Source organism: Synechococcus sp. WH 7805, assembly GCF_000153285.1.
GTDB lineage: Bacteria > Cyanobacteriota > Cyanobacteriia > PCC-6307 > Cyanobiaceae > Synechococcus_C.
Genome location: NZ_CH724168.1, coordinates 2,173,475 through 2,197,437, shown reverse-complemented (window position 1 = coordinate 2,197,437; position 23,963 = coordinate 2,173,475). Strand labels below are relative to the sequence as shown.

At 51.6% G+C, this 23,963-nt stretch carries 21 protein-coding genes and 1 pseudogene; 11 read left to right on the top strand and 11 right to left on the bottom strand.

The window, feature by feature from the left end; translation table 11 throughout:
* The first annotated feature begins 254 nt into the window (after nucleotides 1–254).
* Nucleotides 255–743 carry a hypothetical protein gene (locus WH7805_RS14480; protein ID WP_156783684.1) on the top strand — a complete coding sequence of 163 codons (489 nt, stop codon included), beginning with the start codon at nucleotides 255–257 and terminating at the stop codon, nucleotides 741–743.
* A 138-nt stretch (nucleotides 744–881) separates the two neighbouring features.
* On the opposite strand, the gene WH7805_RS13590 is transcribed toward WH7805_RS14480, so the two are convergent.
* Entirely contained in the window at nucleotides 882–1,301 is a 420-nt protein-coding gene (locus WH7805_RS13590) for a hypothetical protein (RefSeq protein WP_006043187.1), read from the bottom strand.
* A 435-nt stretch (nucleotides 1,302–1,736) separates the two neighbouring features.
* Here WH7805_RS13590 and WH7805_RS11095 point away from each other — a divergent pair, with 435 nt between their 5' ends.
* The gene (locus WH7805_RS11095) at nucleotides 1,737–2,159 is read left to right on the top strand and encodes a hypothetical protein (protein WP_232199002.1); all 423 of its coding nucleotides are present in this window, start codon (nucleotides 1,737–1,739) and stop codon (nucleotides 2,157–2,159) included.
* A gap of 572 nt (nucleotides 2,160–2,731) precedes the next feature.
* Here the strand turns inward: WH7805_RS11095 and WH7805_RS11085 are convergent.
* Entirely contained in the window at nucleotides 2,732–3,472 is a 741-nt protein-coding gene (locus WH7805_RS11085) for a hypothetical protein (protein WP_156783683.1), read from the bottom strand.
* Between the two features lie 535 nt (nucleotides 3,473–4,007).
* Here WH7805_RS11085 and WH7805_RS14475 point away from each other — a divergent pair.
* Nucleotides 4,008–4,469, top strand: a complete 462-nt coding sequence (locus WH7805_RS14475; protein WP_156783682.1) for a hypothetical protein — start codon at nucleotides 4,008–4,010, stop codon at nucleotides 4,467–4,469.
* A 361-nt stretch (nucleotides 4,470–4,830) separates the two neighbouring features.
* Here the strand turns inward: WH7805_RS14475 and WH7805_RS11080 are convergent, their stop codons facing one another.
* Nucleotides 4,831–5,316: a phosphoribosyltransferase gene (locus WH7805_RS11080; RefSeq protein WP_232199001.1), complete on the bottom strand. Its 486-nt coding sequence runs from the start codon at nucleotides 5,314–5,316 to the stop codon at nucleotides 4,831–4,833.
* A gap of 546 nt (nucleotides 5,317–5,862) precedes the next feature.
* Between WH7805_RS11080 and WH7805_RS11075 the strand changes: the two genes are divergently transcribed.
* Together WH7805_RS11075 and WH7805_RS11070 are read left to right on the top strand one after the other, a co-directional pair.
* Nucleotides 5,863–6,324, top strand: coding sequence for a hypothetical protein (locus WH7805_RS11075; RefSeq protein ID WP_006043180.1), 462 nt, complete (start codon nucleotides 5,863–5,865; stop codon nucleotides 6,322–6,324).
* A gap of 295 nt (nucleotides 6,325–6,619) precedes the next feature.
* Nucleotides 6,620–8,695 carry a 4Fe-4S binding protein gene (locus tag WH7805_RS11070; protein WP_006043178.1) on the top strand — a complete coding sequence of 692 codons (2,076 nt, stop codon included), beginning with the start codon at nucleotides 6,620–6,622 and terminating at the stop codon, nucleotides 8,693–8,695.
* Between the two features lie 723 nt (nucleotides 8,696–9,418).
* Here the strand turns inward: WH7805_RS11070 and WH7805_RS11065 are convergent.
* From WH7805_RS11065 to WH7805_RS11055, 4 genes are all read right to left on the bottom strand, one after another.
* Complete coding sequence (locus WH7805_RS11065) at nucleotides 9,419–10,156, bottom strand: carbamoyl-phosphate synthase subunit L (RefSeq protein ID WP_198005754.1); 738 nt, start codon at nucleotides 10,154–10,156, stop codon at nucleotides 9,419–9,421.
* 432 nt (nucleotides 10,157–10,588) lie between these two features.
* Nucleotides 10,589–11,134 (bottom strand): hypothetical protein, encoded by a 546-nt coding sequence (locus WH7805_RS14470; RefSeq protein WP_156783681.1) that lies wholly within the window; start codon nucleotides 11,132–11,134, stop codon nucleotides 10,589–10,591.
* Nucleotides 11,135–11,742: 608 nt separating this feature from the next.
* Nucleotides 11,743–12,126: a hypothetical protein gene (locus WH7805_RS11060; RefSeq protein WP_006043175.1), complete on the bottom strand. Its 384-nt coding sequence runs from the start codon at nucleotides 12,124–12,126 to the stop codon at nucleotides 11,743–11,745.
* A gap of 41 nt (nucleotides 12,127–12,167) precedes the next feature.
* Entirely contained in the window at nucleotides 12,168–12,386 is a 219-nt protein-coding gene (locus WH7805_RS11055; RefSeq protein WP_006043174.1) for a hypothetical protein, read from the bottom strand.
* Nucleotides 12,387–13,262: 876 nt separating this feature from the next.
* On the opposite strand from WH7805_RS11055, the gene WH7805_RS11040 reads away from it, so the two are divergent.
* The 4 genes from WH7805_RS11040 (at nucleotide 13,263) to WH7805_RS11025 (ending at nucleotide 18,363) form a co-directional block, all read left to right on the top strand.
* Entirely contained in the window at nucleotides 13,263–14,483 is a 1,221-nt protein-coding gene (locus WH7805_RS11040) for a hypothetical protein (RefSeq protein ID WP_006043170.1), read from the top strand.
* A 544-nt stretch (nucleotides 14,484–15,027) separates the two neighbouring features.
* The gene (locus WH7805_RS11035; protein ID WP_156783680.1) at nucleotides 15,028–15,279 is read left to right on the top strand and encodes a hypothetical protein; all 252 of its coding nucleotides are present in this window, start codon (nucleotides 15,028–15,030) and stop codon (nucleotides 15,277–15,279) included.
* A 254-nt stretch (nucleotides 15,280–15,533) separates the two neighbouring features.
* A complete protein-coding gene (locus tag WH7805_RS11030) occupies nucleotides 15,534–18,029 on the top strand; it encodes a phage/plasmid primase, P4 family (RefSeq protein ID WP_006043168.1) in 2,496 nt (831 codons plus the stop codon).
* Nucleotides 18,030–18,036: 7 nt separating this feature from the next.
* Nucleotides 18,037–18,363 carry a hypothetical protein gene (locus WH7805_RS11025; protein ID WP_006043167.1) on the top strand — a complete coding sequence of 109 codons (327 nt, stop codon included), beginning with the start codon at nucleotides 18,037–18,039 and terminating at the stop codon, nucleotides 18,361–18,363.
* A gap of 43 nt (nucleotides 18,364–18,406) precedes the next feature.
* Here WH7805_RS11025 and WH7805_RS11020 read toward each other — a convergent pair whose 3' ends face one another.
* Together WH7805_RS11020 and WH7805_RS11015 are read right to left on the bottom strand one after the other, a co-directional pair.
* Nucleotides 18,407–19,447, bottom strand: coding sequence for a hypothetical protein (locus tag WH7805_RS11020; RefSeq protein WP_006043166.1), 1,041 nt, complete (start codon nucleotides 19,445–19,447; stop codon nucleotides 18,407–18,409).
* A 15-nt stretch (nucleotides 19,448–19,462) separates the two neighbouring features.
* Entirely contained in the window at nucleotides 19,463–20,023 is a 561-nt protein-coding gene (locus tag WH7805_RS11015; protein ID WP_006043165.1) for a J domain-containing protein, read from the bottom strand.
* 430 nt (nucleotides 20,024–20,453) lie between these two features.
* On the opposite strand from WH7805_RS11015, the gene WH7805_RS11005 reads away from it, so the two are divergent.
* A complete protein-coding gene (locus WH7805_RS11005) occupies nucleotides 20,454–20,672 on the top strand; it encodes a hypothetical protein (protein ID WP_156783679.1) in 219 nt (72 codons plus the stop codon).
* 35 nt (nucleotides 20,673–20,707) lie between these two features.
* On the opposite strand, the pseudogene WH7805_RS11000 reads toward WH7805_RS11005, so the two are convergent.
* Nucleotides 20,708–20,932: pseudogene (locus tag WH7805_RS11000) on the bottom strand (phospholipase D-like domain-containing protein); the annotation flags it as partial.
* 206 nt (nucleotides 20,933–21,138) lie between these two features.
* On the bottom strand, nucleotides 21,139–22,035 hold the full coding sequence (locus tag WH7805_RS10995) for a hypothetical protein (RefSeq protein WP_156783677.1): 897 nt from the start codon (nucleotides 22,033–22,035) through the stop codon (nucleotides 21,139–21,141).
* Between the two features lie 752 nt (nucleotides 22,036–22,787).
* Between WH7805_RS10995 and WH7805_RS10990 the strand changes: the two genes are divergently transcribed.
* Nucleotides 22,788–23,960, top strand: coding sequence for a class I SAM-dependent RNA methyltransferase (locus WH7805_RS10990; protein WP_006043160.1), 1,173 nt, complete (start codon nucleotides 22,788–22,790; stop codon nucleotides 23,958–23,960).
* Nucleotides 23,961–23,963: the final 3 nt, after the last annotated feature.

Here is a 23,963-nt window from a genome sequence, read left to right as displayed (position 1 = left end):
GCAAGCAGCTGGCGTTACACGTATTTCTGAAAGTGAAGCAATAGGAATAACGAGAAAATGGACTACAGATAGACGAATGAGTCTTGTTTCCATCCCATTTCTACGAAAGCGTCGAGTGATTCGATTCGCTAATTCATCCGACAACACCAAGGCAGCTGAATCTATAGCCAATCCACAAAGTGCCACAGACTATGAACCCGCGAATTATTGCTTCAGCTTTGAGTGTATAATTTATTTTTTGACGATAAACAGTGTTGTATTTCAAAATGGTGTGCTCCATTGTTTGCGCCGCAACCGTTGTTAGTGGTTGCTCTACCAATAAAGACAGAGTCGCTCGAGATGCACCCTGCAAACCTCCATCAGACCTGACAACGCTTTCAGGCTCATATTCCTCTGAAAATATAGGAATAAATAGCAACGGCAAGCACCAAGGCACTTCTAAACTTATGATTGAAGTCGATACCGATGGAGTAATCACAGGCGAGCGCTCTTGGGAGTCTACTATTCATTCCGGTCACACGAAAGACGGACAAATCACTAAGTCTGATTCCGAAAAAATAATCGGCGTTATCGATCCCTACAGCTGCCAAATTGGCATGGCAGAATTTGAAGAGTCAGGAAATTATAATGGGCGGTTATTAAATGATGGCTCTATCGAACTGGTGCTTGTTCAATCTGGCGAGCGTCCCGTCGTTATTCGCAATCATTACAAAAAAACGAGCTCTATGGCTGATCAAATGTAGAGCCTATGACTCGCTAATTGCTTGATTAGTTGATCTTCTACAATTTCCAAAACTTCACTCTCAGAGACACTAGCCAATGGCATATTTGACAATTAAAACCAGCTGCATTGCTGACGGGAGCAGCCGTTGAATCCTTGTTCACCACCAACGGTCAACGCGACCAACGGACGGACGGCCCGGCTCACTGGGAACCGTTAGCACCGACAACCGCTGCAGATCTCGGCGGTAATCAAAGCGGCAGAAGCCAACGCCCGTGCTGGAGCAGACCGAAAGGCTTTCGAGCGCAACAGAGGACAAGCGCCGTTCCTCCGGTGTTGGCGTTTTTTCCGGCGCGGGACGCCAGCCATTGGCGATCAAGTGGCGATTCGCCTCAAGGATGGTCTGCCTGGCACTGAGCTTCGGCTCATGCTTGAGGGCTTTGGTAACGGTGTGCGCAGGTGCCGCGTCGGCCTGTTTCGGCAAAACCGCTTCGATGGCGAAAAACGACGCCGCACCCAGACCAGCACCAGCAAGTGTGCCGAGACAAACACTGCCTAACCCCCTGAAGAAATCGTTCATTGCTTGAGACCTTTCGATGCACACACCATCTCCGCAATCAACGACCCAAGTGATGATCCCTGTCATCCGCAGCTGTGATCTTGGCCACACGCAGAAGCAGGTCATAAAAAACCCCGCCATTGCTGTCGGGACGAGTGATGACTGGCAAGTTCCTCAATTGAAATGTCTCCCGTTCTGAACCACTCCCCAATCCACCCTGCCAAGGCGGATGAGTGGCCTCTGACGCTCCCCGAAGTAGAGGATGTCTTAGGAGGCCCCAAAACATGAATCCCACTCTCCAACTCCCGGGAAGGACTGAATAAAAAACTGGCCTATAGAAGCACTGCCACACACACTCGTGGCGGAGTCGAAAGAAAAAGATTACTCTAGTTTCACTTATTAACAATCCATTTGACCAAATTCAGTCAATTCTTTCTACGAATCGTGTTTTGGTTTGTGGGTGCTGGCTACCTGTTCATCGAAGCCCGTGAGGTTATTGAAACCAAGCAACTCTCTAATATTGCAATTTTTGCCATTTTATTCATCTTGGCAAGCCATCAATTAAACATTTCACGGGTCTACATATCTCTCAAGAAATTCGCACCGGCAAGTCGATGCTACCGGGCATCAAGCCTGATGTTTATTGCGTCATTAATGGCAGTTCTCGATGCTTCTCTCGACTATTTGATCAGCTCAATCACACCAGAATCTCTCGCACCACCTGTCCTTTCCTCGCTTTTCATCCTTGGGTGGGGCGTGAATTTAATGGCTGTTATTTTCGCACTTATCGCAATGGAATTATTTCTACCGATCATGGTCGCTGGGCCTTACACAAAGGCTGCTGAATGGCATTCGGACGAATCCGTCTCCTCCAATTGAGGGAACCACAAAAAACCCCGCTATTGCTGGCGGGGTGAATGTTTTGTCGGGAGATTGTCGGCGACACACAGCGCCCCCTGCTTTTCCCCGAAGGGTTTTGTATAGCTTTCAGCCCCGCTAAACGGCTTCAGGCTCCCCGACCATCTGGTAAACACACCATCTCTTGTTCATTGATTCAAAACACCTTGAGTTGACTCAGAGTTGACTGAGAATTAGCTGAGTGCAGACCAGCACCTGTCTAGAGGCACACTCCCAGGTGCCAACCGACCAGCCTGTCCGCGTCGTCTGACGTGAGGATCGGGTCCATCCAGTCCACCAGCAGTTCAATGACAGCAGGCTTTCCAAGCCGTTCGATGCCAAGTGACAACCAAGCATTGAAGCCATCAGGGTCGTTGGCACGAAGCGCTATGAGCGGTTCCTGAAGCAGCGCAAAGGTCGGCTAGCCAACGAAGATCATGGTTCAGACGTGAAATTTAGAAGTATTCACCCTTATAAAGGATAGAAAAGCCCCACCATGGTTGACGGGGAAACTTACAAGCTTGCGGCAGTAAAGTCATTAAAGTACTGAATACTCACCAAACAACAGGTGGCAATTCCTCATCAACTGAAATAAATGGCAGCAATTCCAAGTCGGCAGCATCCGAAGGCTGATTAATATTTTGCACAGTAGCAAGAACGGTTCCAGTTACGGCATTCTCAACACTAAAGAATCCAAACTTACTTTCAAATGTGTAGTCATCTATGTCTCCATCAATTAAAATACTATCAACGCCAAATTTAAAATCTAAAATCTTTGCATCTCTCGTATCAGTCGAAAGAACGAATGCGTCAGCGCCAGGGCCACCAAGGGCTTCGTTAAAGGATTTCAAGAAGAAAGTATCATTTCCTTTGTATCCCCTAAGCAAACCTGTCGAGAATTCTGCACCGGTTATCTGATCATCCCCTCTTAATACCTTTTTAAGAGAATTAAAAGTTGGATCAGTAAAATTAGCAAGACTTAAACCTGTGATTTCATCAATTTCGACCTTGAATTGAATATCACCAGCGGTTTTTAACACGCTTTTAAAAGATCTAATCTTTCTATCTTCAAAGGGCAAAAGTTGATTGAGCTTTCCTTTTAAAACTGTAGATTCCGTGAAACCACCTTTATCAAATGATTCAGTGAAATTATATCTTCTGTTTGAAAGTGAAACAGAAAGCTCTGGACGAATAAGCCAAGGTCTTGCGAAAAAATCAGTAACGGTAGTCTGTGAAGCAACAAAGGGAATACTGACTGGTGCGTTGCTAAATCCTGTAATTAAGACTTTAGCCATTTGCTGGATAGAAGATTCAATTCAAAATAGTTTTATAGCTTAATCCCGCAACCTGATCTTAAATTATTTTAAGGTCATGCTTGAGAGCAGCCATCCCAAAGCCACAAAGCCTTAGCGCTGCGTTTTCAGGGCAAGCTAGAGGTGGGCGATTCGCAAAAAGGACAATTAATTTGATTGTCTTTCAACTCGAACTGAAGCAAAATGTAGCAGTTCCAACAAAAGAATCACCGCTCGGTTGAACAACCCAATTACCAGCCCCTGGCCAAGGGCTATGAAGGCTGTAACCAGCGAAGCAGAAAGAAGCTGGAAGAGATTGCATACTTACACGATACCGAGAGCAAAACTGCTTACGAAGCAAGCATCACTGTTGTACGAGCTGAAAGCATTCCCCGCTGCACTAAACAATCCCGCCTGCCTCAACACGTGGGTGACCAGACATGATGACTTATCAAATACTCATATTTTTTAAATCCTATATTCAGATTCATAGCCTTTCATTCGGCCATGATGAATTGATAGATATATTCTCTTAGTTATGTTTAAAGCCGCTTCGCTTCTGCTTTTAGCCTTCACTTTTTCTGCGCCTGCATTGGCGAATTCTGATGCTATCAGACTTAGAAATCAATACAGCAGTTGGATGGATGAGTATAGAAATTATACGGATAGAGAAAACAAATGCGGAGCACTGGCAGGTGCCAGACAAAACGCACAATGGTTGATGGAAGACCACGCTGACGCAACCCTGGCTAATCAGTGGAATGCCACCCTTCGCTCATCAGGCTGTCGGCTCACTCGTCTAATCGTTGACAGCTCTGCCACGAACAAGTCCAGTAATCCCTCAGTTAATCCAAGTGCTGATGTAGCAGTTGCATCTCCTGCACCAGTCCCATTATCTGATGGTGGTTGTCTCAGCTGGTGGAATATAGATACTTCTACCAATATTGTTGACAAAAGGTGTAGCGATGGTGGGGCTATCTATATTCGTATTAATCGTTAAACAATCAATTTCTAAGGCGCAGTTCCTGTAGCGGCGCAAGGGTCATCTGAGTGTCGAAGGTCATGGTTCATACGTAACTGCCTGAAGTATTTCCCGCTCTTGCAGGCAATAAAAAGCCCCGCTGTTGAGCAAGGCCTAAAGATTCGGTTGTTAGGAGAGTTCAGAACTCGCCATCATCAGCAGCCTTGAATGACAACTCTGCCGCCGGAGTCACGAAGGGGTGACCGCCTTCGAGCAAGCAGCTGACATTCAGCTCTTCGATCTCCGCCAATGATGGTGGTGGTATTCCGTGAACGTTTGGGCACGGTTGCGCTACCCAGAACCAGCTCAGGAAGGTTGGGCAAGACCATTGAATAAATCACTAACGCATTGGCATGAGCTTGCCTGGTTGTAGCTTCTCCCAATGTTCAAATGGCTGAACGATCCAAGGATTTTCCGTTAGCTCCATCGCCCAAAAATCTGGGATAAATGCGCTACCAACCTTTCGCCACAGAACCCCAGTCAACAGTTGAGTTGGGCTGACTTGGTTCTTCAGCCAAGCGCTGGCCTCAACCAAGGTGTTTCCACTATCCACTAAATCGTCTACAAGAAGGAGTCGTGGTCCGAGCTGGTCACATGTGTGGGCAAGCTGATGGCCGAGTTTTAGTTTTCCTTGAATTCGTTCGTCATCGCCGCTGTAACTAGTAGCTGCCATTACGACCAAAGGGCATTCAAAAAGGCGGGAAAGCAGATCCCCCACCCGTAAACCACCACGGGAAAGGGCCACGATCTGATCAAAGTCCGCTGAGGCTTGATGCAATTGCAGTGCCAAGTGCTCGATCAGCCTGTCGTACTGCTCCCAGCTCACCACTAGCTCGTCACAAGTGTTGTCGCTGACGGCCGGGGGTTCTAGGTGAGGTAGCGCTGCCATCACGAAAAGACCATTGAATACAGTCTGTAGTGATCCCTTGGTCCATTGAAAGGGGCAGCCATGGGTGGATGATCTCCTGTGCTGCCCTCCCTCAACAGGGTAGGCATAGTCGGCAGTAGCAACCTGTTAGGGCAAGAAGGGTCAGCAGTGAATCCCGCTGGATCCATCTAGTCGGCTAATGCCCTGCTCCGGGCGGATTAGGGAAGTCGGAGTCAGGGGAAGATGTGATGAGCAGGGTGAGGCCACGAGCAACGCTGGAGGCCAAGGGCGGTTGACACATGCTGCCGCCGCGATGAACAGGAAAACGTGCATGACCTCCTCTATGCGTGAACCCTTCCACAATGCGAGGTCTTTTGTTCCGGCACATCCCCCATTGTGACCAGTGAACTGGCTTCAAGTCACCACTTTTGGGGGAGGTGCTTTCCAGCGAGAACGGCGATGGTGAATGCACCGGAGGGATGACCTCCTCAACACCAAACTCCAATGAACCTCGCTTTCACAACCAAACAACTGACGCCAGAGACCATCGCGACAATCCTCAATGGTGCTTACATCAAAACTGAGCTAATCACCCGCAACGAAGGTACAGAAACCGAGTATGTATTTGCGCAAGCACGATTGCACCAATGGACATTTGAAATTGTCACAGGACGATTTGACGATATTATCTTTAGAGCGTACGTCCCGTTTGACAAATCTTTCGACCAGGAGAAGCTTAAAAAAACTGCTGACTATATGGATAATTATCCCGTCGACACTACATACATTGCAAATTTCGAATCAGGCGACCACATGATGTGCTTCCATTACAATCATGTTTTGCCGGAGGACGAGACTATTTCGCCCGCCTATCTGGTCAAGCTGACGAGGTATTTCGTCAAGTATCTCAATCAGTTCTTCGTTGATTGGAAGATTATTGAACAGCATGCTTGCGAGACTGCATAACTTTAAGGCTTCGGGAAGCCTGAAGCCTGTGGGCTGAGAGCTATACAAGACCCGAGAGGGGAAAGCAGGGGGCGTAGGTGTCGCTATCGATCTCCCGACAAACATTCACCCCGTCAGCAATGGCGGGGTTTTTGTTGCAGCCTTGTGAGCTGCGCCTGAAGCTTCAGAGCTCCAATGGCATTGCTGTGTTGCTTGCAGCGGATGCTGGCTTCGATGATCACAGCCAAGAGAACTGAACGTCTAGAGCGCGGGCAGCTTCTCAAGTTGTCTTCAGACTTCAGTCCATAACCTCTGTATGGCTTTGGACGCATCGCCCGTACTGCTTAGCTTGGCGCCCCTGCTGGTGGGCCGCGCACGACGGGGCGTGGTGGGCAGCAGTCGTTACGCCAAAACGCTAAGGGAGTCCGTGCGACAGGCTGCCGCGGATGTTCAGCAGCGAGCGGTCTTCATCCTCGGAGAACCGGGCCTGGAGAAGGACAACATTGCGGCGCTGATCCACTTCGGATCTCCTCAGCGCAAAGAGCTGATGCTTCGCCTCGATGCGGCCCTCACAAAAGCGGATGGCAGCGATTTGCTGCAGCCGCTGGAAGCTTCAGATGGTCGTTCCCTGATTCAGCTTGTTGGCGATGGATCACTACTCATCGATCAGGTCGACCGTGCTCCAGAGACGCTCAAACACTTGCTGCTGGAGCTTCTTGATGGTCATCACGGTTTCCGAGGACGCCTATTTTTCACCTCAGAGACGGTCTGCCCCGACATTGTTCAGCGCTGCAGCCTGATTCGGGTACCGCCGCTTCGAGTACGTCGAAAGGATCTCGGGGAGTGGCTTCGGTATGGCATCCGACTGCGCAGTCGGAAACTCGGATGGCATAAAGCTCCTGGAGTGTCCGAGGCTGTGATTAAACGTCTTCAGGCTTACGACTTTCCAAGCAACATCCGTGAGCTTGAAACTTTGATTGATCGAGCGCTTCAGCAGATCAATCAGCAAGACGGCTCCACGTTTCCGGAACTAATTCCAGAGGACGTGTTCTGGACACCGCCTCGCCAACAGCGCTACCGCTTCGACATTTGGCGTTGGAAGCCTCAACTGAGGGAGTGGATGCGGGCTCCATTGCTCTGGAACACATTGCTCTTTGGCTTGGTCAGCTGGCTGTTTGTGCTGGTCAATCTCTGGCTATGGCTGGGACCGCAAGATCGCGCCCATAACGGTGCATTGAACCTGTTCTGGGCTTGGTGGTGGCCCTTGATCCTTCTTGGCTACCCACTAGTCGGTCGTCTGTGGTGCTCCTTCTGTCCATTCATGGTTTGGGGTGAGATCAGCCAACGTCTGGTGCGAGCCTTGGGCTGGCAACCCGCTCGCTGGCCCCGCGGGGAGAGTGACCGGTGGGCCTCCCCCCTGTTGGCGGCGGGCTTCGCACTGATCCTGCTTTGGGAGGAGGTCTGGAACCTGCAGAACACGGCGTGGCTGAGCAGTTGTCTGCTGTTGTTGATCACAGCAGGTGCAGTGATTGGCTCTCTGTGCTTTGAAAAGCGGTTTTGGTGTCGATATCTCTGTCCGGTTGGAGGCATGAACGGTCTGTTCGCAAAGTTGTCAATCTTGGAGCTACGCGCTGAGGTCGGAACCTGCAGCGGCAGTTGCAACAGCTACTCCTGCTTCAAAGGCGGTCCAGCCGATGGCGAGGGAATGGCCACGGAGGGTTGCCCTCTGGGGACTCATCCCGCTCACCTGAAGGACAACCGCAACTGTGTCTTGTGCATGACTTGCGCCCAAGCCTGCCCGCATCGTTCGGTTCAACTCGCACTCAGGCCACCTGCCGCGGATATTCAGCGTGAGATGCAGTTGCCCTACGGAGAGCCCGCATTGCTACTGGTCCTGGCGGGAGATGTTTGCTTGCACCAGGCAAACCGACTGCTCGGATGGATTCCCGGCACCCCGGAAAGCCTGTTGGATGGTCCGCTTCTTCTTCGTCTGCTCCTGTCCATCTCTGCCCTTTCGATCCCAGCACTTCTGTATGGCCTCGCTTCGATGGCCTTTAGCCGCGAGCGGATTCGACGCACTCTTTATGGCCTTTTGCCACTCGTTTGGGCCCTGCTGCTGGCGCGGCATCTGCCTTTGGGTATGAGCGAAGCAGGACAGCTGCTCCCCGTCAGCCTTGCACCAATGGACTGGAGTTGGTCTCAGACCTTGCCGACTTGGAGAGCTGACTCACACGTCATTGCTTTTTGCCAAAGCACTTTTGTGCTGCTGGGGTGGGGCGCGAGCGTGGCGCTGCTGCGGCGCCAGTTGGCAAACCATCGGACAGCTTGGATGGGAGCCTCGGGATTAGCTCTCGTTCTCGCCTTGGCGGGCCGCTGGTTGGTGGCGGCCTGAACTGTGTCTGAAAAGGTTCGGGGCTATCAACCTGACCAGAACACCCATCACTCTGCGGTCTCAGGCCAAACGGCTCGGCAACCAGGACTCCGCTCTTATGTTCCCCTAGGGGTTTCCGAAGGGTCGTCATGCATAGTTACTTTTCTTTTTTAAAGTCACTCATTGAAATCACCTCCTGGGAATTATTGCAAGTAATGGTTTCGTCCATATCCCCAAACTGAGGGATTTTCCGCCCGATTTCAGCCGCCTACCTCCCCCAACTGAGGGAGCAATAAAAAACCCCGCCATTTCTGACTGGGATTATGTTTATTTATTGCCAGGTATTGGATGGTATTTAGGCATGATTAGGCATCGGCTAAAGAAATAAAAAGACCCTGCAATTGCGAGGGCTTGAGCCAATAATCCTGATCAATGCTGCATGGGAGTTGGAATCTATTAAGTAGTGGGACTTTGGTCGAACCCTCAGGCAGCATCTCCGCCGGTGCCATCACCTTGCCCAGGAGCACCCTGACCTCTTTGTTGTTCAAAATCCCCATCCAAATCCCCACTACAGCCCTCAGGGAAAATCGAACCACAGGAATTACCAACTCTAATATTTCTATTTCTTGGATTATCACTTAGTCCTTGCAGCACAGGGAATCCGATGAATTTAGACAGTGACTTTGCATCACTTCCAAAACGCACCTTGAAATCTGCAGATACTCTCGACTCGAAATTTTCGTCTTAGGTGTAGACGACACCAGCTTGTAATTGATCATTCAGGTCATATGTCAAGCGTGCCTTAAATCCAGAGCCGTCGGGATAGCTCTTGAATTCATCAAGTTCTTTCTCGCTATATTGATAGCAATAACCGCCTGACATAGATAGACCAGGTAGAATATTGCAATCAATATCGGCTCCAACAGTTGTTAATGGCGATGCTCCATAGAAGCTATTAATCGTGGCAACATTGTCAGAGCCATATCCATACTCGCCGATGGGAATCAGTCCATAAGAACTCACGCCCCAGCGATTGCTCTTGGCTTCTGCATTAATCTCAACCTGCTGGAACAAGACCGTTTGAGGGTCAATGATGGGCAGGTCATTGGTCGTGTCACCAGTTGCCATCTGGCGGGTGTCATAGCCGCCGTTGACGCCATACATCCAACTGCGATCCCCATTCAGCCAGCGATACCCCAAACGCGTAAAGGTGGAGAGGGTGGTACCTGACACCAAGGTGTCGCCAATGCTGCTGAAGCTGCTTCGGTCTCCAAAGTTGGCGTTGACCAGTGCATCAATGAACCAAACGCTGTTCTCATTAACAGACAGTGGAAGGAACCCGCCGATGCCTGCCTGATTCGGGGTGCCAGCACCTTGCAGTGCTCCCTGGAACCCAATGGTCGGCTTCACGACGTCCTTGAGGCTGATGCTCATCACATCACCAAGGTCTTCTGCAGTTCCTGCATGAGCCTTGGTGGGCAAAGGGGCTAGGACTAGGGCAGAAGCCAGTAGTCCGACGGAAAGGCGGCGGAGCATCGAACAGGTTCTGTTCCGCGAATGATGGCCCTGATGCTCTCGGCTGTCACGCAGTGCTGTCACCCAGCCTCAAGCGTCCATCCCATCACCTTCTGCAAAGCAATAAAAAACCCCGCCATTTAGTCGGGGTGAATGTTTTGTCGGGAGATCGATAGCGACAACACCACGCCCCCTGCTTTCCCCTTGTCGGGGTGTGGACCAATTTACAAATAAGATTCAATTCTCTCGAAATATGCTGCACCTGCAAAAAGCAGGCGCAGTTCGTAGAAAATATTTGCTTTTTCGCTAGAAAGAATTGGATAGACAAACCATACACCCAGAACATTTCAATCAAAAACATGAGTAATTACTTCCCTGAACCTAAGCGACTCCCGGCAACTAGTCGGCCCGCGGAGAAGGAAATGTCAATGGAATATTCAGTTTTGGGAAAGCAGAAACTTTCTCCAGGTAATACACGAGAAGTGTAACATCTCCGTTTGCACCTCTACCCAATTGAGACAGCCTCAATGTTTTGCTATCTAAAAGGTGAATATATCCCGAACCACGCGTACCAGGAGTCGTGCTTGCATAAGGGATACGACGATCTTCGGCAGATTTAGCCTCTTTATATGCAAGAGCTTTTGCTGTAACCGTTGAAGCCAAAGCATATTCTTTCACCCTAATCTTTGACTCTAGATTCCACCATTCGAAACTTACCTTCCAAGCACCCATTTTGCCCACCCTGTCAAGACTCATGCAGGTATTGCCGCTTGATACATAGCTAACATCTCCACGGTAAGTAATCCTTGCAATAGAATTAGCCTTGTCAAAAGTGCACCATTTTGTACCATCAAGCTGTTCTACAGAATTAGCCTGAGACAAAACCTTGTTTGGCCAAAAAGACAATGCCAACAGAGCTGAAATCAGAAAACTCGTCTTAAACATGAGCGACACGCGGTAGCAATCCTTCTATTCATAGCAATCAAACAGAACGCTGATGCTCAGCGCAAGACTCGCTGCATGCCTCAAATATCTACAATCTCTTAACCTTTAGCAAGCACGCCCCTTGTCCCGTCAGATGACACGCTAGGAACCATCTGCGCTCAATTCCAATGAAATATTAATATTGCAAAACCTTTCTTGAATAGTGAAATGCTTTGAGGAAATGCACAATACCGAAGATTGTCGTTTCTTAGAGATTAATTAGAAGCATCAAAGTATTTTCAGCCTTTGCTGGTAATTAGCTTTAAAGCAAATCAGTCGCCTGCTGCAGTCATCAAGGTCAATCAATTTGCTATTGCAGGGCGACGACCGTGAATGAATCGCCATCAGCCCTAGCGATGGTTTACCTAGTCTCATTTGTAATTAAGTGAGTTGTGGAGGTCATCTCTCCGATGTATTCACCATCGCCGCTCTCGCTGGAAAGCACCTCCCCCAACTGAGGGACTTTCACCCACATCAACCCAACACACACACCTCGCCGTCATTGGACGCAGCAACGCACCAGCCTTCAGCCCTGGCCTGATCTCCATGGTCTAGATGGGCCGCCGAGCTCACTTCCCCCAGTAATCTGCATCAAGCAGGGACTTGTGGGCTGCTTTCCGGGCACGGTCAATACCATTTTTGACAAGGAACGGCGTTGCGGCGATAGCCGTGAGATTGCCTAAAATAGAAAACATCATTGATGCTTGTTCATCCTCAATCGCAACTGCAGGGATTAAGAACACAATCGTGATGGCAATTGAGCCCAGCAGATCCACCAGAAAGGGTGTGATGGTGCGCCGTGTCACTGCATAATAAAGGCCAACAAAGGGCACCAGATGTGCCCAGGCATAGCCCCAGCCTGTATCGCGTTGCCTTAACCGAAAGGCGTTTACTTTTTCTTGCGAGAGTTGTTGAGACATAAGCTTTTCAATATTGGAGGTGCGTTGATCCATAGATAGGACACCAATGGAGTATCGGGCACGCCCCAACTGCGTTAGAGGCTGCCCCCTAGGTGCCAACCGTCCAGCCTGTCCGCCTCGTCAGTGGTGAGGATTGGGTCCATCCAATCCACCATCAGCTCAATGACAACAGGCTTGCCAAGCCGTTCGATTCCTAGAGACAGCCATGCTTTGAAGCCATCAGGGTCGTTCGCAAGCAGCGCTAGAAGCATTTCCTGAAGCAACGCAAGGGTCATCTGCGTGTCGCAGGTCATGGTTCAGGTGTTATTGCCTGAGGTCTTCCCCGTGACTTCCTTGATTGAGGGGGTAGCAGGGAGTTCGGCAAGCCGACCCTCGAAAGCAGCCTGTCACCGTTAGACCATGCAAAGGTTTGTGTAATTCCCTTGACTATCGATCTTTCATTTTGGGAAGTCAATCGGTTCTCTAGTTGAAAGCAGCGATCACGCACCTTTTCGTGCTCTCGCTTGTCCGCTGCAGGTATTGGCAATGGCTTCAGGGGAATCCCCATTGGATTCAGCCCAAAGGCGCCGCACATTTCGCTCTAAGAACTGCTGAAAGCATTCCCCGCTGAAAAGAGTTCTGTTCACCTCGCCAGAATTGGTGAGAGAGAGCCGAAGCATGGGTTGTCGCCAGTGTCAGAAGAACCAAGAGCGGACGTTGACGCGGCGACAGCAGCTAATGGCAGCGAAGGTGGATCGGCTGAAAGTAGCGTGTTCTGAGGGCGATCAGAGGAGTTGTATGGCGTTGCAGCAGATGCTCGCCATGGATGCCAATCGAGGTGCTGGGAAGTTTCGATCAGAGCTGCACCGGCGGGCATGAATCAGACCTGCGCCAGTGCTGCGGTCACGAATCTCCTGTTGTCAACGCGGCCTGATCTTTTTGAACGTTGTCAACGTTTTGTCAACGGACTGCTTTTTGGCAACACGGCAAATCCCTTGGATCCACTGCGGTGGAGTGATTAAGGGGGCCTTCCAGCCCCCGTGAGTCAATTGGGTGATACAGGATGATTTGGCCAGTGAGAGCCTGAAAACCGTTGCTGTTACAAGGAACCGTGAAGACCTCGACCGACCTATATTGACTTTAATGCCCACGGATGCCCACAATCATGGGCAACAGATCACAAATGACTCATGCCTAAAACCACAGCAGGTGCACCCTGGGAGCAAGGGTTTAGGGCTGCCGTTCGTGCAAATGCAGTGGGTTGGACCGTCAGCCAGCACAACGGCAAAATGCGCCTTGAGCATCGACCGCCAGGAACTGGCAAAAAGCAATCGGTTGTTCTGCCACTGGACTGGGCACCGGGCAACACAAACAGGGCTTTGCTGCTGATTAACCGCATTGCCAAGTCAGTCCTAAGCAATGAGCACGGCACCCTTAAGAGCGCACTGGCTGCGGCACAGGGTGACAGCACCACCATGCGTCAGAAACTGGCCTGGCCTGATGTTGCCGACAGCCTGCGGGATGTCTTGATGAATCACCGCAATGAGATCCGGGCCACCACATGGCGGGACAACTACCAGCCTTATGTGACCGAAGCCATTCGACTGATTGATGCCGGTCAAGCCTCTGATGGCCACAGCCTTCTAAAGGGAACACTGGCCAAATGGACGGGCATGGCCCCATCACGTGCCGCCTGTTGCATCGCATTGCGAAACCTGACTGATCACGCCATCGCCCGGTTTGGTGCCGCCAAGTCCTGGCAGATCACCAAGGTGGACATCAAGGAGTTGCGAGGCAAAGCACCCAAGAAACGCCGCAAGGCCACATTGTCTGACACTGAACTGCAGTTTTTGATAGATGCCATCTCAAGCCGCAATTTGGGATGGGGCAACGTCATTAGGACATTGACGCTATTTGGCCTCAGGCCCATCGAATTGCAGCACCTGACTCCCAACACCAGAGATGACGGCAGCCTGGGCATCTGGTGCAGTTATGAGAAAACCTGCGGTGCAAGCCAAACCGCCCAACGCCAACTTGAACCCTGCTGGCTGCAGGACACCGATGGCAGTCCCATTCGCTGGAACCTGATCGAGCAAAAGCACGCTGGTGTTCTGGAATGGCCGGTGGGCAATGACGGCGAACCACGAAAACTGGATGGCCATCACGTTGAAGTGTTTCTGAAGCGACAACCAGAGTGGCAACAGCTGAAGCAGGTTTGTGAGGAGCGCGGTGAATGGCTGCGGGCCTACTCATTCCGCGACACCTACAGCCTGCGCTGCCACCGGCAGAAGATTGAGCTGGGGGCCATCTGTGCAGCGATGGGCCACAACATCGAGGCCCACGGACGCGCTTACCGGTGGGAATCACAAGAGACCACAGCAGCAGCGTTTGCAGGTGTTTTCGCCGCTTAGGTATACCCAGGCGGAATGATATTAGGATTCTGGAATCATCCGGGGACGCAAGGTTTCAGGATCCAATTTTCAATTAACCCTTGCAGATTTGGATTGACCTGTGTAGCGTTGCGGTCACAGAGATACCGGATTGCGGAATTTCCGTCCGGTGCGGTTCACCCTTAATCGGGCGGATCGTGATGCAGGTCGTTGACCACGAGCCCTCTGGTTCCCGTTGCGTTTGGTGCTTTGGCACGCCGCCGCCAACAACAGCAATCTCAAGTCTTCGTGATCAATCACGAGACTGGAAATCGCCATTGGGTAAGCACACCTAAGGGCACTTTTCACCCGAGAAAGCTGGTGAAGGCACTGGAATCAGTTGCTTCTGGTGACGATCCCCAAGCGGTCCTGAAGTTGGTAGAGCCCTACCGGCTGAATGGTCCCAACCCCCGTCCAGATGTGCTCTCATCCATTTTCAATGGGATGTCGGCCATGGGCGGGAGTTCGCTTTCCAGGGTGCGGGCTGAGCACCAGCAACGGGCAGAAAACACCTGCCCGAACCACGATGTCCCCGAGTGTCCGCGAGACGCTGAGCACGCCAGACATGGCCAAGGCTCTAGGCATCTCGCAAAAACTGCTGCTGAAACTGCGGCACCTTGAACCCAGCCCCTTCAAGGCTGGAGAGCATTACAGATTCCAAGGCATGACCACAGCCGCACCACTTCGGTGGTTCCCGGCTGAAACAGACACTGCTTTCACAACGTTCAGCAGGGTTGATCCCTCCGACATCGAAACGATGGATGGAGGTGAAGCATGAGTTGTGGTGAAGAAAGCGCGCCTGCCCAAGAGACCCCTCAGGTTGTTATTGACCACGGGGTGGGCTGATGAAAGGTCACTGCATTGATTGCCGTTTCTGGGAACCCAACGGCAATGAAGGGCTGTGCCATCGACACGCCCCACGCCCCTTAGTCGTGCGCACCTCACTGGAAGACAGCCCCGAGGCTCACTTCCCCTCCACCTGCGGCGGTGACTGGTGCGGCGAGTTCCAGAAAAGACTCAGGAGGCGGGTTGATGAACCTCACTGAGGAATTGCTGGCATCGGCGTTGCCGGAGTCCGTCCACCACCGGCTGCAATACCGCGAGGTGTCTGCCGAGGAGGCACTGAAACTCACGGGCCACAAACACGCTGGTTGGGTGGTGCCGATGAATGGCCCTGACGGCCAGCCTTACCAATGGGAAGACGGCAAGACCTTCTATCGGTTGAAGCCGGTCACACCGGTGCCAACCAAGGACGGGAAGACCGCCAAATACCTGACCGCAGGCGAAGCTGGCTGTCGGCCTTATCTCTCCCCCCTGCTGCCCAAAGCAGCATTGAAACCAGGCAAGGACCTGGACTGGACCGAAGGCGAGAAAAAGGCTGATTGCGCCAATCACCACGACTTCCCCACCATCGGTCTGTCAGGGGTGGATTCATGGCGCGACAAGCGCACCGGCCGCAGCCAGCCGCTACCTGAATTCGATGCCCTCGAATTGCGGAAGCGCACCCATCGGATCGCCTTTGACTCGGACATCGTTCACAAGGTCGAAGTCCAGGGCGCCATGGCGGCGTTCTCGAAGCACCTTGCTGATCACCACGAAGGCCGCGTCCTTGTCACCTTCATCCCGCCCGAGCTGGATGGTCGCAAAAACGGCGTTGATGACTTCATCGTTCGCCACGGTGCTCAGGCCTATCGGGTGCTGCGTGAACTGGCCCGTCCGGCCACCGAAATCGACAAGGACGGCGACCATCAATTCATTTGGACTGTTGAGCCCAAGGAATCGCACGACAAGGCCCTAATCGCCTGGACCGTTTTCAAGGACAACTTCGCCAAGCGGAAGGGTGTTGGCCTATATCGCTGGAATGGTCGCCATTGGCAGCGTTGCCCTGATCGCAGCGACTCCAGCGCACTGCTGACGCCATTGCATCTGTGGATGGATCACTGCGGCTGGGTGAAGCGCAGCACCAGCGCCATCAACAGCATCACCAGTGAATTGCTGGCCCGCTTATCAACTGATGCGCCCTGGGATTCAGTTGACCTCATCGGCTTCGCTAACGGCACCCTCAACTGGCGCACGGGTCAATTCACCCCTGGGCACCGGCGGGAAGACTTCCTCACCTTCTGCCTGGATTACAACTACGAACCCGAAGCCAAGTGCCCGAACTTTCACCGGTTCCTGAGGGAAGCCTGCGCCAATGACGATGGCCTGATCAATTTGGTTCGTGGCGGTTTCCGGTGGGCCATCGCGCCAAAGGACACCAGCCAGGCATTCCCTATTGAACGGTCCTTTGATGTCACCGGTCGGAAGGGCCGCGGCAAAGGCACCCTCTCCGAAGCGTTGACCGCTCTGGTGGGTGGTGACCACGGGAGAGGCCTCATCAAATCCAGCACCTTCACTAACCCCAATTCCCTGGCGGGGTTAATTGGCAAACGGGTGGCCATGGACCCTGATTCCGATGGCCGCATCTCCAGCGCTGGCACCTTCAACGCTGTGGTCAGCAATGAACCCGTCGAGGTCAAGCTGCTCTACAAGGACACCCACCCGCAGCGCCTTGGCGTTGTCGTCTGGCGGTTCTTCAACGACTCCCCTGGGGCCTCTGGTGGCGGTGTGGAGGGCATGGGACGCCGCATCATCACCATCCCGTTCGACGTTGAACCTTCAAAGCGCGATCCACTGCTGAAACGCAAGATCGTCGAGGAAGCCGCGGGCATCTTTGCCTGGGTCTTCGCCATGACCACCGACGAGATGACGGCGGCATTGGCCAACTCCGGCACCGTTCAATCCAGTGCGGATGCATCCATCGAACACGCCCTGGAACGTGACCCTGTGGTGCGGTTCCTGTTGGAGACCTACCCCGAGGGAATCGACCGCATCCAAGGCCGAGATCTGTTCAAGCAATGGTGTGATTGGTGCGCCCAAGTCCGACACGAAAGCGGCAGTGAAACCCGCTTTGGCGGCCTCATCAAGAAGGTGAGGGTTGGGGTGGGAGTTGATGCAAAAGGGGTGGCAGTTCGCGTTTCTAAGGGCCGAAAGGTCTATACCGTCACCCCCATGCAGGACTTCCCGCTTGGTGCTTATTTCGGCGTGGTGACAGTTATCCCTCACCTTTCGGACAACCCTCAACCCAACCCTCACCCCACAAATCAACCTGAGGGACAGGATTCTGAGCAAAGGGGTGATAGGGGTGACAGTTCTTCTTTGAATTTAGAAAGATTAGAAAAAATAGATAAAAGGAAGGAAGAGAGCCCTATCTCTCCAATAGAAACTCTTTACCCCCCTGAACCCTCACCACTGTCACCCCAGCACCCTGCAGACGCTTTCAGCGATGCAACCTGGGCAACCTCCAGTAAGTCATTTATCGAAGCCCAGCAGCCCATCCCCGTCTACTTCTCAGCCACTAACGGGGCATACCTAATCGGGAAAATCGCAGGCGAAACTCGCGACAAAGACCTCATGGTCATTCGCACTCCTACCGATAAGATTGTTGGCTGCAAACGCAGCGATTTCACCCACGAAGGACAGCCATAATTGGGGCATGGGTAAGAAGAGCGATGCTGCAGAAATTGATCGGCGGATTCATGCCGTCGTCAAACTGTTGTCGTCGGCGAAAACATCCAGCTACATCCTGCGATTCTGCACGCAGGAATGGGGGGTACAGAAGCGACAAGCCGAGACGTACCTGCAACGTGCCCGAGAGATCATCAAGGCTGACTATTCAGTCGAACGCTCTGACTTCCTCGGAACGCGTCTAGCCCTGCTGGACGAAATCATCGAAGCCAGCATCCGAAGCAAGCAACACAGCAATGCCATTGGAGCTCTGAAGCTTCAGGCGCAGCTCACAAGGCTGATGGAGGGCGGTTGAAGCAGTTCAGCAGCCAGTGACGCGAAGTACCCGTCTTCTGCATTCAGGCATATCTCAACCTATTGCCCTCATAATTTTTCTGCAGAATGACCAATCGCTCTGTCAAGGAGTCATGCCTTGCAGCTGCAGCAGAATTACTTGGATCAATCAGATCAAATCTGGCAGTGGCAAGATATTCCAGAAAGTCCTTGGGCTCACACTTTGCACCTCTTCTGCTTTGCCAGCTATGGAAGTCAGCATGGATACTGCTTTCGAGAATCAAGATGTTTTCATGAAGGTCAGCAAGATCTGGCCTGCTGCACTTATTGAACAAATGATGTCCATCAAGGGTTAGCTGCTTTCCTCGTGCTTTGCGAGAGCCCGTAACCTGGCAGGTATCCCTGGAAGCTCGCTTTGCATGCTTAATCGCTTTAGTAATTCTCAAATCGGCACTAGACAGTCTTTTCAGCTCTTTTTTAAAACAATCCTCAACAACATCCCCTACGGCTGAGACCCAAGCACGCCTGGACTTTGTAATTGAAGAATTTACTTTCATGTCCATGGCAATACTTGCGAGACCTTTTTGGCTCCATGCTTTTTCGCCGCTCGCATCAAGTACAAAATGCATTTCAATCTCAAGACCTTCCTGGCCATCCAGGGAATCTGATTTCACAAGCCGATCAATAGCATTGTTAATTCCAAGTCCATTGGTTTGAAGCACTTTAATAGAAGTACACCTATCAACGAATAACAACTCTCCAGAGGCATGAACTATGCCATTGGCTTCAATCAACTCTTGCGTGATTCTTCGCGAAACAAGCAACTGCTTACGCTTGCGTTTGCGGTGAGTAAACATCTCCACAACCCTGGCAATGACACCTTCCCTATCCCCTTCCAGGTACTTGGCAATCGCCTCAACGCCTTCTTCAGTAAAACGTCGTTCTTGATAGTCACCTGTACTTTGAACGAACTCAAAATGCTCGCCTTCGACTAGATCCCAGGGATCGTCATCATACTTTTCGAAGAAATCGACGGTGGCATAAAGCTGATTAATTTTGATGCCAAGGATTTTGGCGGATTCCCTGTCAGTTAGAAGTTCCCTCATAGCTCTATTCCTGAATCAATTCATCAATGCGATTAGTGAGTCGCGCATCTTTTGAAGACGCTCGAAAACTCGTGCATCCCCTCCCATATCGGGGTGATGTGTCTTCACAAGCTGCCTATAGGACTCCTTGATGTCGTCCGTGGACGCTGTGGACGAGTTCAGACCAAAAACATGCCACGGCCTGAAGTTCTCAAGGACATCTATTCCATTGATGCAGGTAGGTCCCTTTTGGTACCTTTCATCTTCAGGAACTGCAATCCATTTTCGATATTGCTTTCTCCAGTCTTCGGTCGTCTTCAACCCAACTTTGTCTCCAGTAAAAGCCATTGCGAATGTCTTATGTTTACGCAAGTCGGCTACTGTCTTGCATTCGAATTTATTAAGCACAGCTTTTCTCATTACTGTTGCAGTGAGGCCTTTTGGCTTTGCTTGCTTAGGCGTCTTAAAAGGCCCCAGGTTGATCGTCTCCGCGAACACCAAAAGATCATCAACACTTGGTGAATTCGAGTAATCCAGTAGATCCTGAATCAGCTGCTGGACTTCTGGAAGAGTTAATTTCGTCTTTCTGGTTGCCATGAACTATCTCGACATGTGAGGCTCTGGCCCCGTAAACACACCATCGCCGTTCCAGCAGGGAATCACATCCCCCAACTGAGCTATTTATTTTCCCGATTTCAGGGGTCTCTATCCCCCAGTCGAGCTAGAGACTCACCCCCAGGTGCCAACCGACCAACCTGTCCGCTTCCTCTGTCGTGAGGATTGGGTTCATCCAGTCCAGCAGCAGCTCAATAACAGCAGGCTTTCCAAGCCGTTCGATGCCAAGAGACAGTCATGCCTTGAAGTCATCAGGATCGTTGGCACGAAGCGCCAGGAGCAGTTCCTGAAGCAGCGCAAGGGTCATCTGCGTGTCGCAGGTCATGGTTCAGACGTGACTACCGGAAGTGTTCCCCGCTCATGAGTGTTCTGGTTTCACTCTCGACAAACTGAGAGAACGTGCTCAACGCTCATGACTATTGATCAGATGTCTTGCATGGAAGCGTTCTGCCTAGGGCAACTCAGCTATCTCGAACAGCTTGAAGGGCCTTGGCTTGAGCTGATGGCTGGCGGTGAACCCGAGATGGTGGCAACGACGTTGAGATTGCTGTTGGCCCATATGACGTGGGGAAGCAAGTTGATTCTTCAGGCAATGGTGCTGGATGAAATGGAGATGGAGTTGGCCAATTGAAGCTGTCAGTGATCACTGTCTTATTGACGTGACCGTTAAGGCCGCTGCTCACCACTAACGCACTTGATCCGTTGCCGTTCCAGCTTGCGGCGCATCCATGGTGTAATTCCCAGTTCCACGCCTCTCCACATCCGATCGATCTCACGGGTGAAATGCGCTGCCAGCTGGAGCGAGTGAATCACCAACAGGGTTTCATCGTTCTGATGCGCAGCACTCGGGCTCCAGTTGAAGGATCCGGTGATCACTGTGCGGTTGTCGATTTTTCAAGTTTGTATGGCAGCACATTCAAATAATTATCTGTTTGGTTTTTATTTAGTTTTCCAGTAATATTTTTCTTAAGAGCAGTATTTCTTTCGCCTGATCATTGTTAGCGTCATTCCCGAGACCTCCCTCCTTCTTCTTTGAGCTATAGCCAGGAGGATAAGAGTTGTCGCCTGCAGGCTGCTTGGCTTGATGAAGGGCTAATTTATTGCCAGTAAGCTTGATTACTAAATAAGTCCATTTGAGTAACTGCTTTGCCCGCAATCAATGCATGCATAGCAACATGAAAGCCGACATTGCCTGTATGTGTGACTACAGCCGTGCATTTACTTGCCGCGATTACGGCTGCAATTAGATACTCGCACCATTCTTGTCTGTGTTGTCTTGGCATTCCGGCGCAATGCATTACCGTTGTCCCGAAAGTGGCAGGAAGCTCTTCGAAGTGGCAACACTTTCTATCGTATCTCTGCGCAAATTCTTGCCTTACTTGTTCTTGATCTGTTTGAATGATAACGCGCCCTTTTGGGTGATTATCGAAAAACTTATCTGATTCATTGAAATAATGCTCGATTGGAGCAGGCGAAACTTCTTTATACTTGTCCGTGCCTCGATAGCACACAAATAACGCATTTTTTTCGATTAGCTCATACTTTTGCGATAAAAATTCAATTTTATTTTTGATCCTTGCCGTTGGCTTCATGTATGATTCGATCATATTTTTAATCCATTCACGCCCAAGTAAGTTGTTGATTATTTCGCTGTAGTTTCCATGGTGATTGAAGTATGGTGTACTAAGTTTTAGTCGTGTTTTTGGCACCAATGGAGTGCTGTCCCTTTCGATGGCCTCGTAGAGGCGGTTGTAAGAATTGCAATATTGAGAATTTTTGAAATGACTCATCGACAGTGAATTATTTATCTCTGTAATTCTATATTTTGCCTCCTGAAGTTCAAGGATGCTCCAAGCCAAAGTTGTTAAGCATGAAAAAAGTCCACAATTATGAGTCATCCAAAAGCAGTTATTTTTGGTTGATTCTGATATTACTAAAAAACCATATTTAAGTACAATTATCTTAGTTGATTCTTGCAGGAGCTTGCTTTGCAAGGCCGTGAGGAGACTGCAGGGATTGTTCTTGTTGTGCCTAAACAGCAAGTTTGTATTGAGGTCGCTAAGAACTTGGCCTTGGCTGTTAAGTAATACTGCTTTCATTTTCATTTATTATTGCAAGGGTATTTTAACTATATCAGCCGGTGGGTAGCGATTCGAAGTTTTTCTGACCAAGCATTTTTTCCTGCAATTTAGTTTTTAATATGTGCTTTGCTCGACTTCAGTTTTCTCAGAGATTTCAGGAAATACTTGGTTTTGGGCTAAATATTTGGGGGATTAACGGATTAATTAATCATAAAAGCTTTGTTATCTCAGCAGGCTTTTCAAGGCGGCCACCACGCGACTGGATGCCTACGGCGTGGGCAACAGAACCGGATGCCCACAGGGATGCCCACAGACATTTGATCACTAAAAAGGCGACCATTGAGATCGCCTGCGCTGGAATGGTTGAGGGGGCCTTCCAGCCCCCGTGAGTCAATTGGGTGATAAGGCTGACTTCACCCCATCTCCCCTAAGGGTCAGGCAGCAACAGGGGCTGCTTGACGGGAGAAACGAACGATGTTGTTCGCAGTTACGTGTTTGCTCTCACCGAGCAGGCTTCAGTCACCCTCCTCATGCCCCGTCGAAACCATTGCAGCCCCGGGAAGGGGGAATGGAGCTGAGCGGAATCGAACCGCTGTCCGAAACACTGGTGTGGATCACCTAGTCCGGTCGAAACCGGACCTTGCCATTCTGACAGCAGTGGTGACGTGGAGCACAGCAGCGTGGGGAGGGAACACCGCCATTCAGTCAATCGGGTCTCGTGCATTGCTGTCCTCCCCCAGGGGCTGGAAGACATCGGAGCTGCAGAACTAGACGCTCTTGGAGCCAAGGAGGTGAAGCCTCTCCGCCGTGCCGCTTCTTTTGCAGCCGACATGGCCTGCCTCTACAGACTGCATCTCCAAGCGCGACTGCCGTTTCGGCTGCTCCGCGAAATGAGCCACTTCCCCTGCAGAGAGCGTGATGATCTCTACGACGGCATCCAACAAGCCCTCGACTGGGAGCGATGGTTGCATCCCTCGATGACGTTCCGAGTGGACGTGACCGGCACCGCCCCTGGACTGAACCACAGCCATTTCACGGCCCTGCAGGTGAAGAACGCAGTGATCGACCGGCAACGAGACCTCTGGGGCAAACGCTCGTCCATCGACCTTGAAGAGCCGGATCTAAGCCTGCATCTGCATCTCCACCGCGGCGAGGCCACGCTCAGCCTCGATGGCTCCGGTGGCAGCCTGCACCGGCGCGGCTATCGCGCAGCCATGGGAGCAGCGCCATTAAAGGAAAACCTGGCTGCAGGGCTGATCCGGCTCTCCGGCTGGGATGGCACAGGCCCGCTGGTGGATCCTCTCTGCGGTTCCGGAACCCTTCTGATCGAAGCAGCCGCCATGGCTCTGCAGCTCGCACCAGGACTCGATCGTTTCTTCGCTCTCGAAAGCTGGGCCGACTTCAACCTGGAGCAATGGGACGCCGAGAGACAACGCGCTCAGGGCCGGGCATGCAGGCAGCGGGACCTTCCCCTGATTCAGGGGTTTGAAGCCGATCCCAGCATCGCCGATCAAGCCAGAGCCAACGTTCAGGCCGCAGGCCTGGAGAACGTGGTGGAGATCCAGACAGGCTCGTTCCACAACTTCGCCCTGCCGCAGGGACCTGGAACGCTGGTGTGCAATCCGCCCTACGGCGAACGCATTGGTGCGGGAAGCGATCTGGAGAGTCTTTACTCCGATCTGGGCCGCTACGCCAAAGAGCAGGCATCGGGCTGGGCGCTGTGGGTGCTCAGCGGCAACCCCCAGCTCACGGGAGCCCTTCGCATGAAGGCCACCCGCAGGATTCCGATCAGCAATGGCGGCATCGACTGCCGCTGGTTGCACTACGACGTGCGCTGAAGC

Bases quoted from the DNA above. Each gene is read 5' to 3' on its own strand.
- WH7805_RS13590 (WP_006043187.1), bottom strand. From the start codon at position 1,301: ATGAACGATTTCTTCAGGGGGTTAGGCAGTGTTTGTCTCGGCACACTT.
- WH7805_RS11085 (WP_156783683.1), bottom strand. From the start codon at position 3,472: ATGGCTAAAGTCTTAATTACAGGATTTAGCAACGCACCAGTCAGTATT.
- WH7805_RS14475 (WP_156783682.1), top strand. From the start codon at position 4,008: ATGTTTAAAGCCGCTTCGCTTCTGCTTTTAGCCTTCACTTTTTCTGCG.
- WH7805_RS11075 (WP_006043180.1), top strand. From the start codon at position 5,863: ATGAACCTCGCTTTCACAACCAAACAACTGACGCCAGAGACCATCGCG.
- WH7805_RS11070 (WP_006043178.1), top strand. From the start codon at position 6,620: ATGGCTTTGGACGCATCGCCCGTACTGCTTAGCTTGGCGCCCCTGCTG.
- WH7805_RS14470 (WP_156783681.1), bottom strand. From the start codon at position 11,134: ATGTTTAAGACGAGTTTTCTGATTTCAGCTCTGTTGGCATTGTCTTTT.
- WH7805_RS11060 (WP_006043175.1), bottom strand. From the start codon at position 12,126: ATGGATCAACGCACCTCCAATATTGAAAAGCTTATGTCTCAACAACTC.
- WH7805_RS11055 (WP_006043174.1), bottom strand. From the start codon at position 12,386: ATGACCTGCGACACGCAGATGACCCTTGCGTTGCTTCAGGAAATGCTT.
- WH7805_RS11040 (WP_006043170.1), top strand. From the start codon at position 13,263: ATGCCTAAAACCACAGCAGGTGCACCCTGGGAGCAAGGGTTTAGGGCT.
- WH7805_RS11035 (WP_156783680.1), top strand. From the start codon at position 15,028: ATGTCCCCGAGTGTCCGCGAGACGCTGAGCACGCCAGACATGGCCAAG.
- WH7805_RS11030 (WP_006043168.1), top strand. From the start codon at position 15,534: ATGAACCTCACTGAGGAATTGCTGGCATCGGCGTTGCCGGAGTCCGTC.
- WH7805_RS11025 (WP_006043167.1), top strand. From the start codon at position 18,037: ATGGGTAAGAAGAGCGATGCTGCAGAAATTGATCGGCGGATTCATGCC.
- WH7805_RS11020 (WP_006043166.1), bottom strand. From the start codon at position 19,447: ATGAGGGAACTTCTAACTGACAGGGAATCCGCCAAAATCCTTGGCATC.
- WH7805_RS11015 (WP_006043165.1), bottom strand. From the start codon at position 20,023: ATGGCAACCAGAAAGACGAAATTAACTCTTCCAGAAGTCCAGCAGCTG.
- WH7805_RS11005 (WP_156783679.1), top strand. From the start codon at position 20,454: ATGACTATTGATCAGATGTCTTGCATGGAAGCGTTCTGCCTAGGGCAA.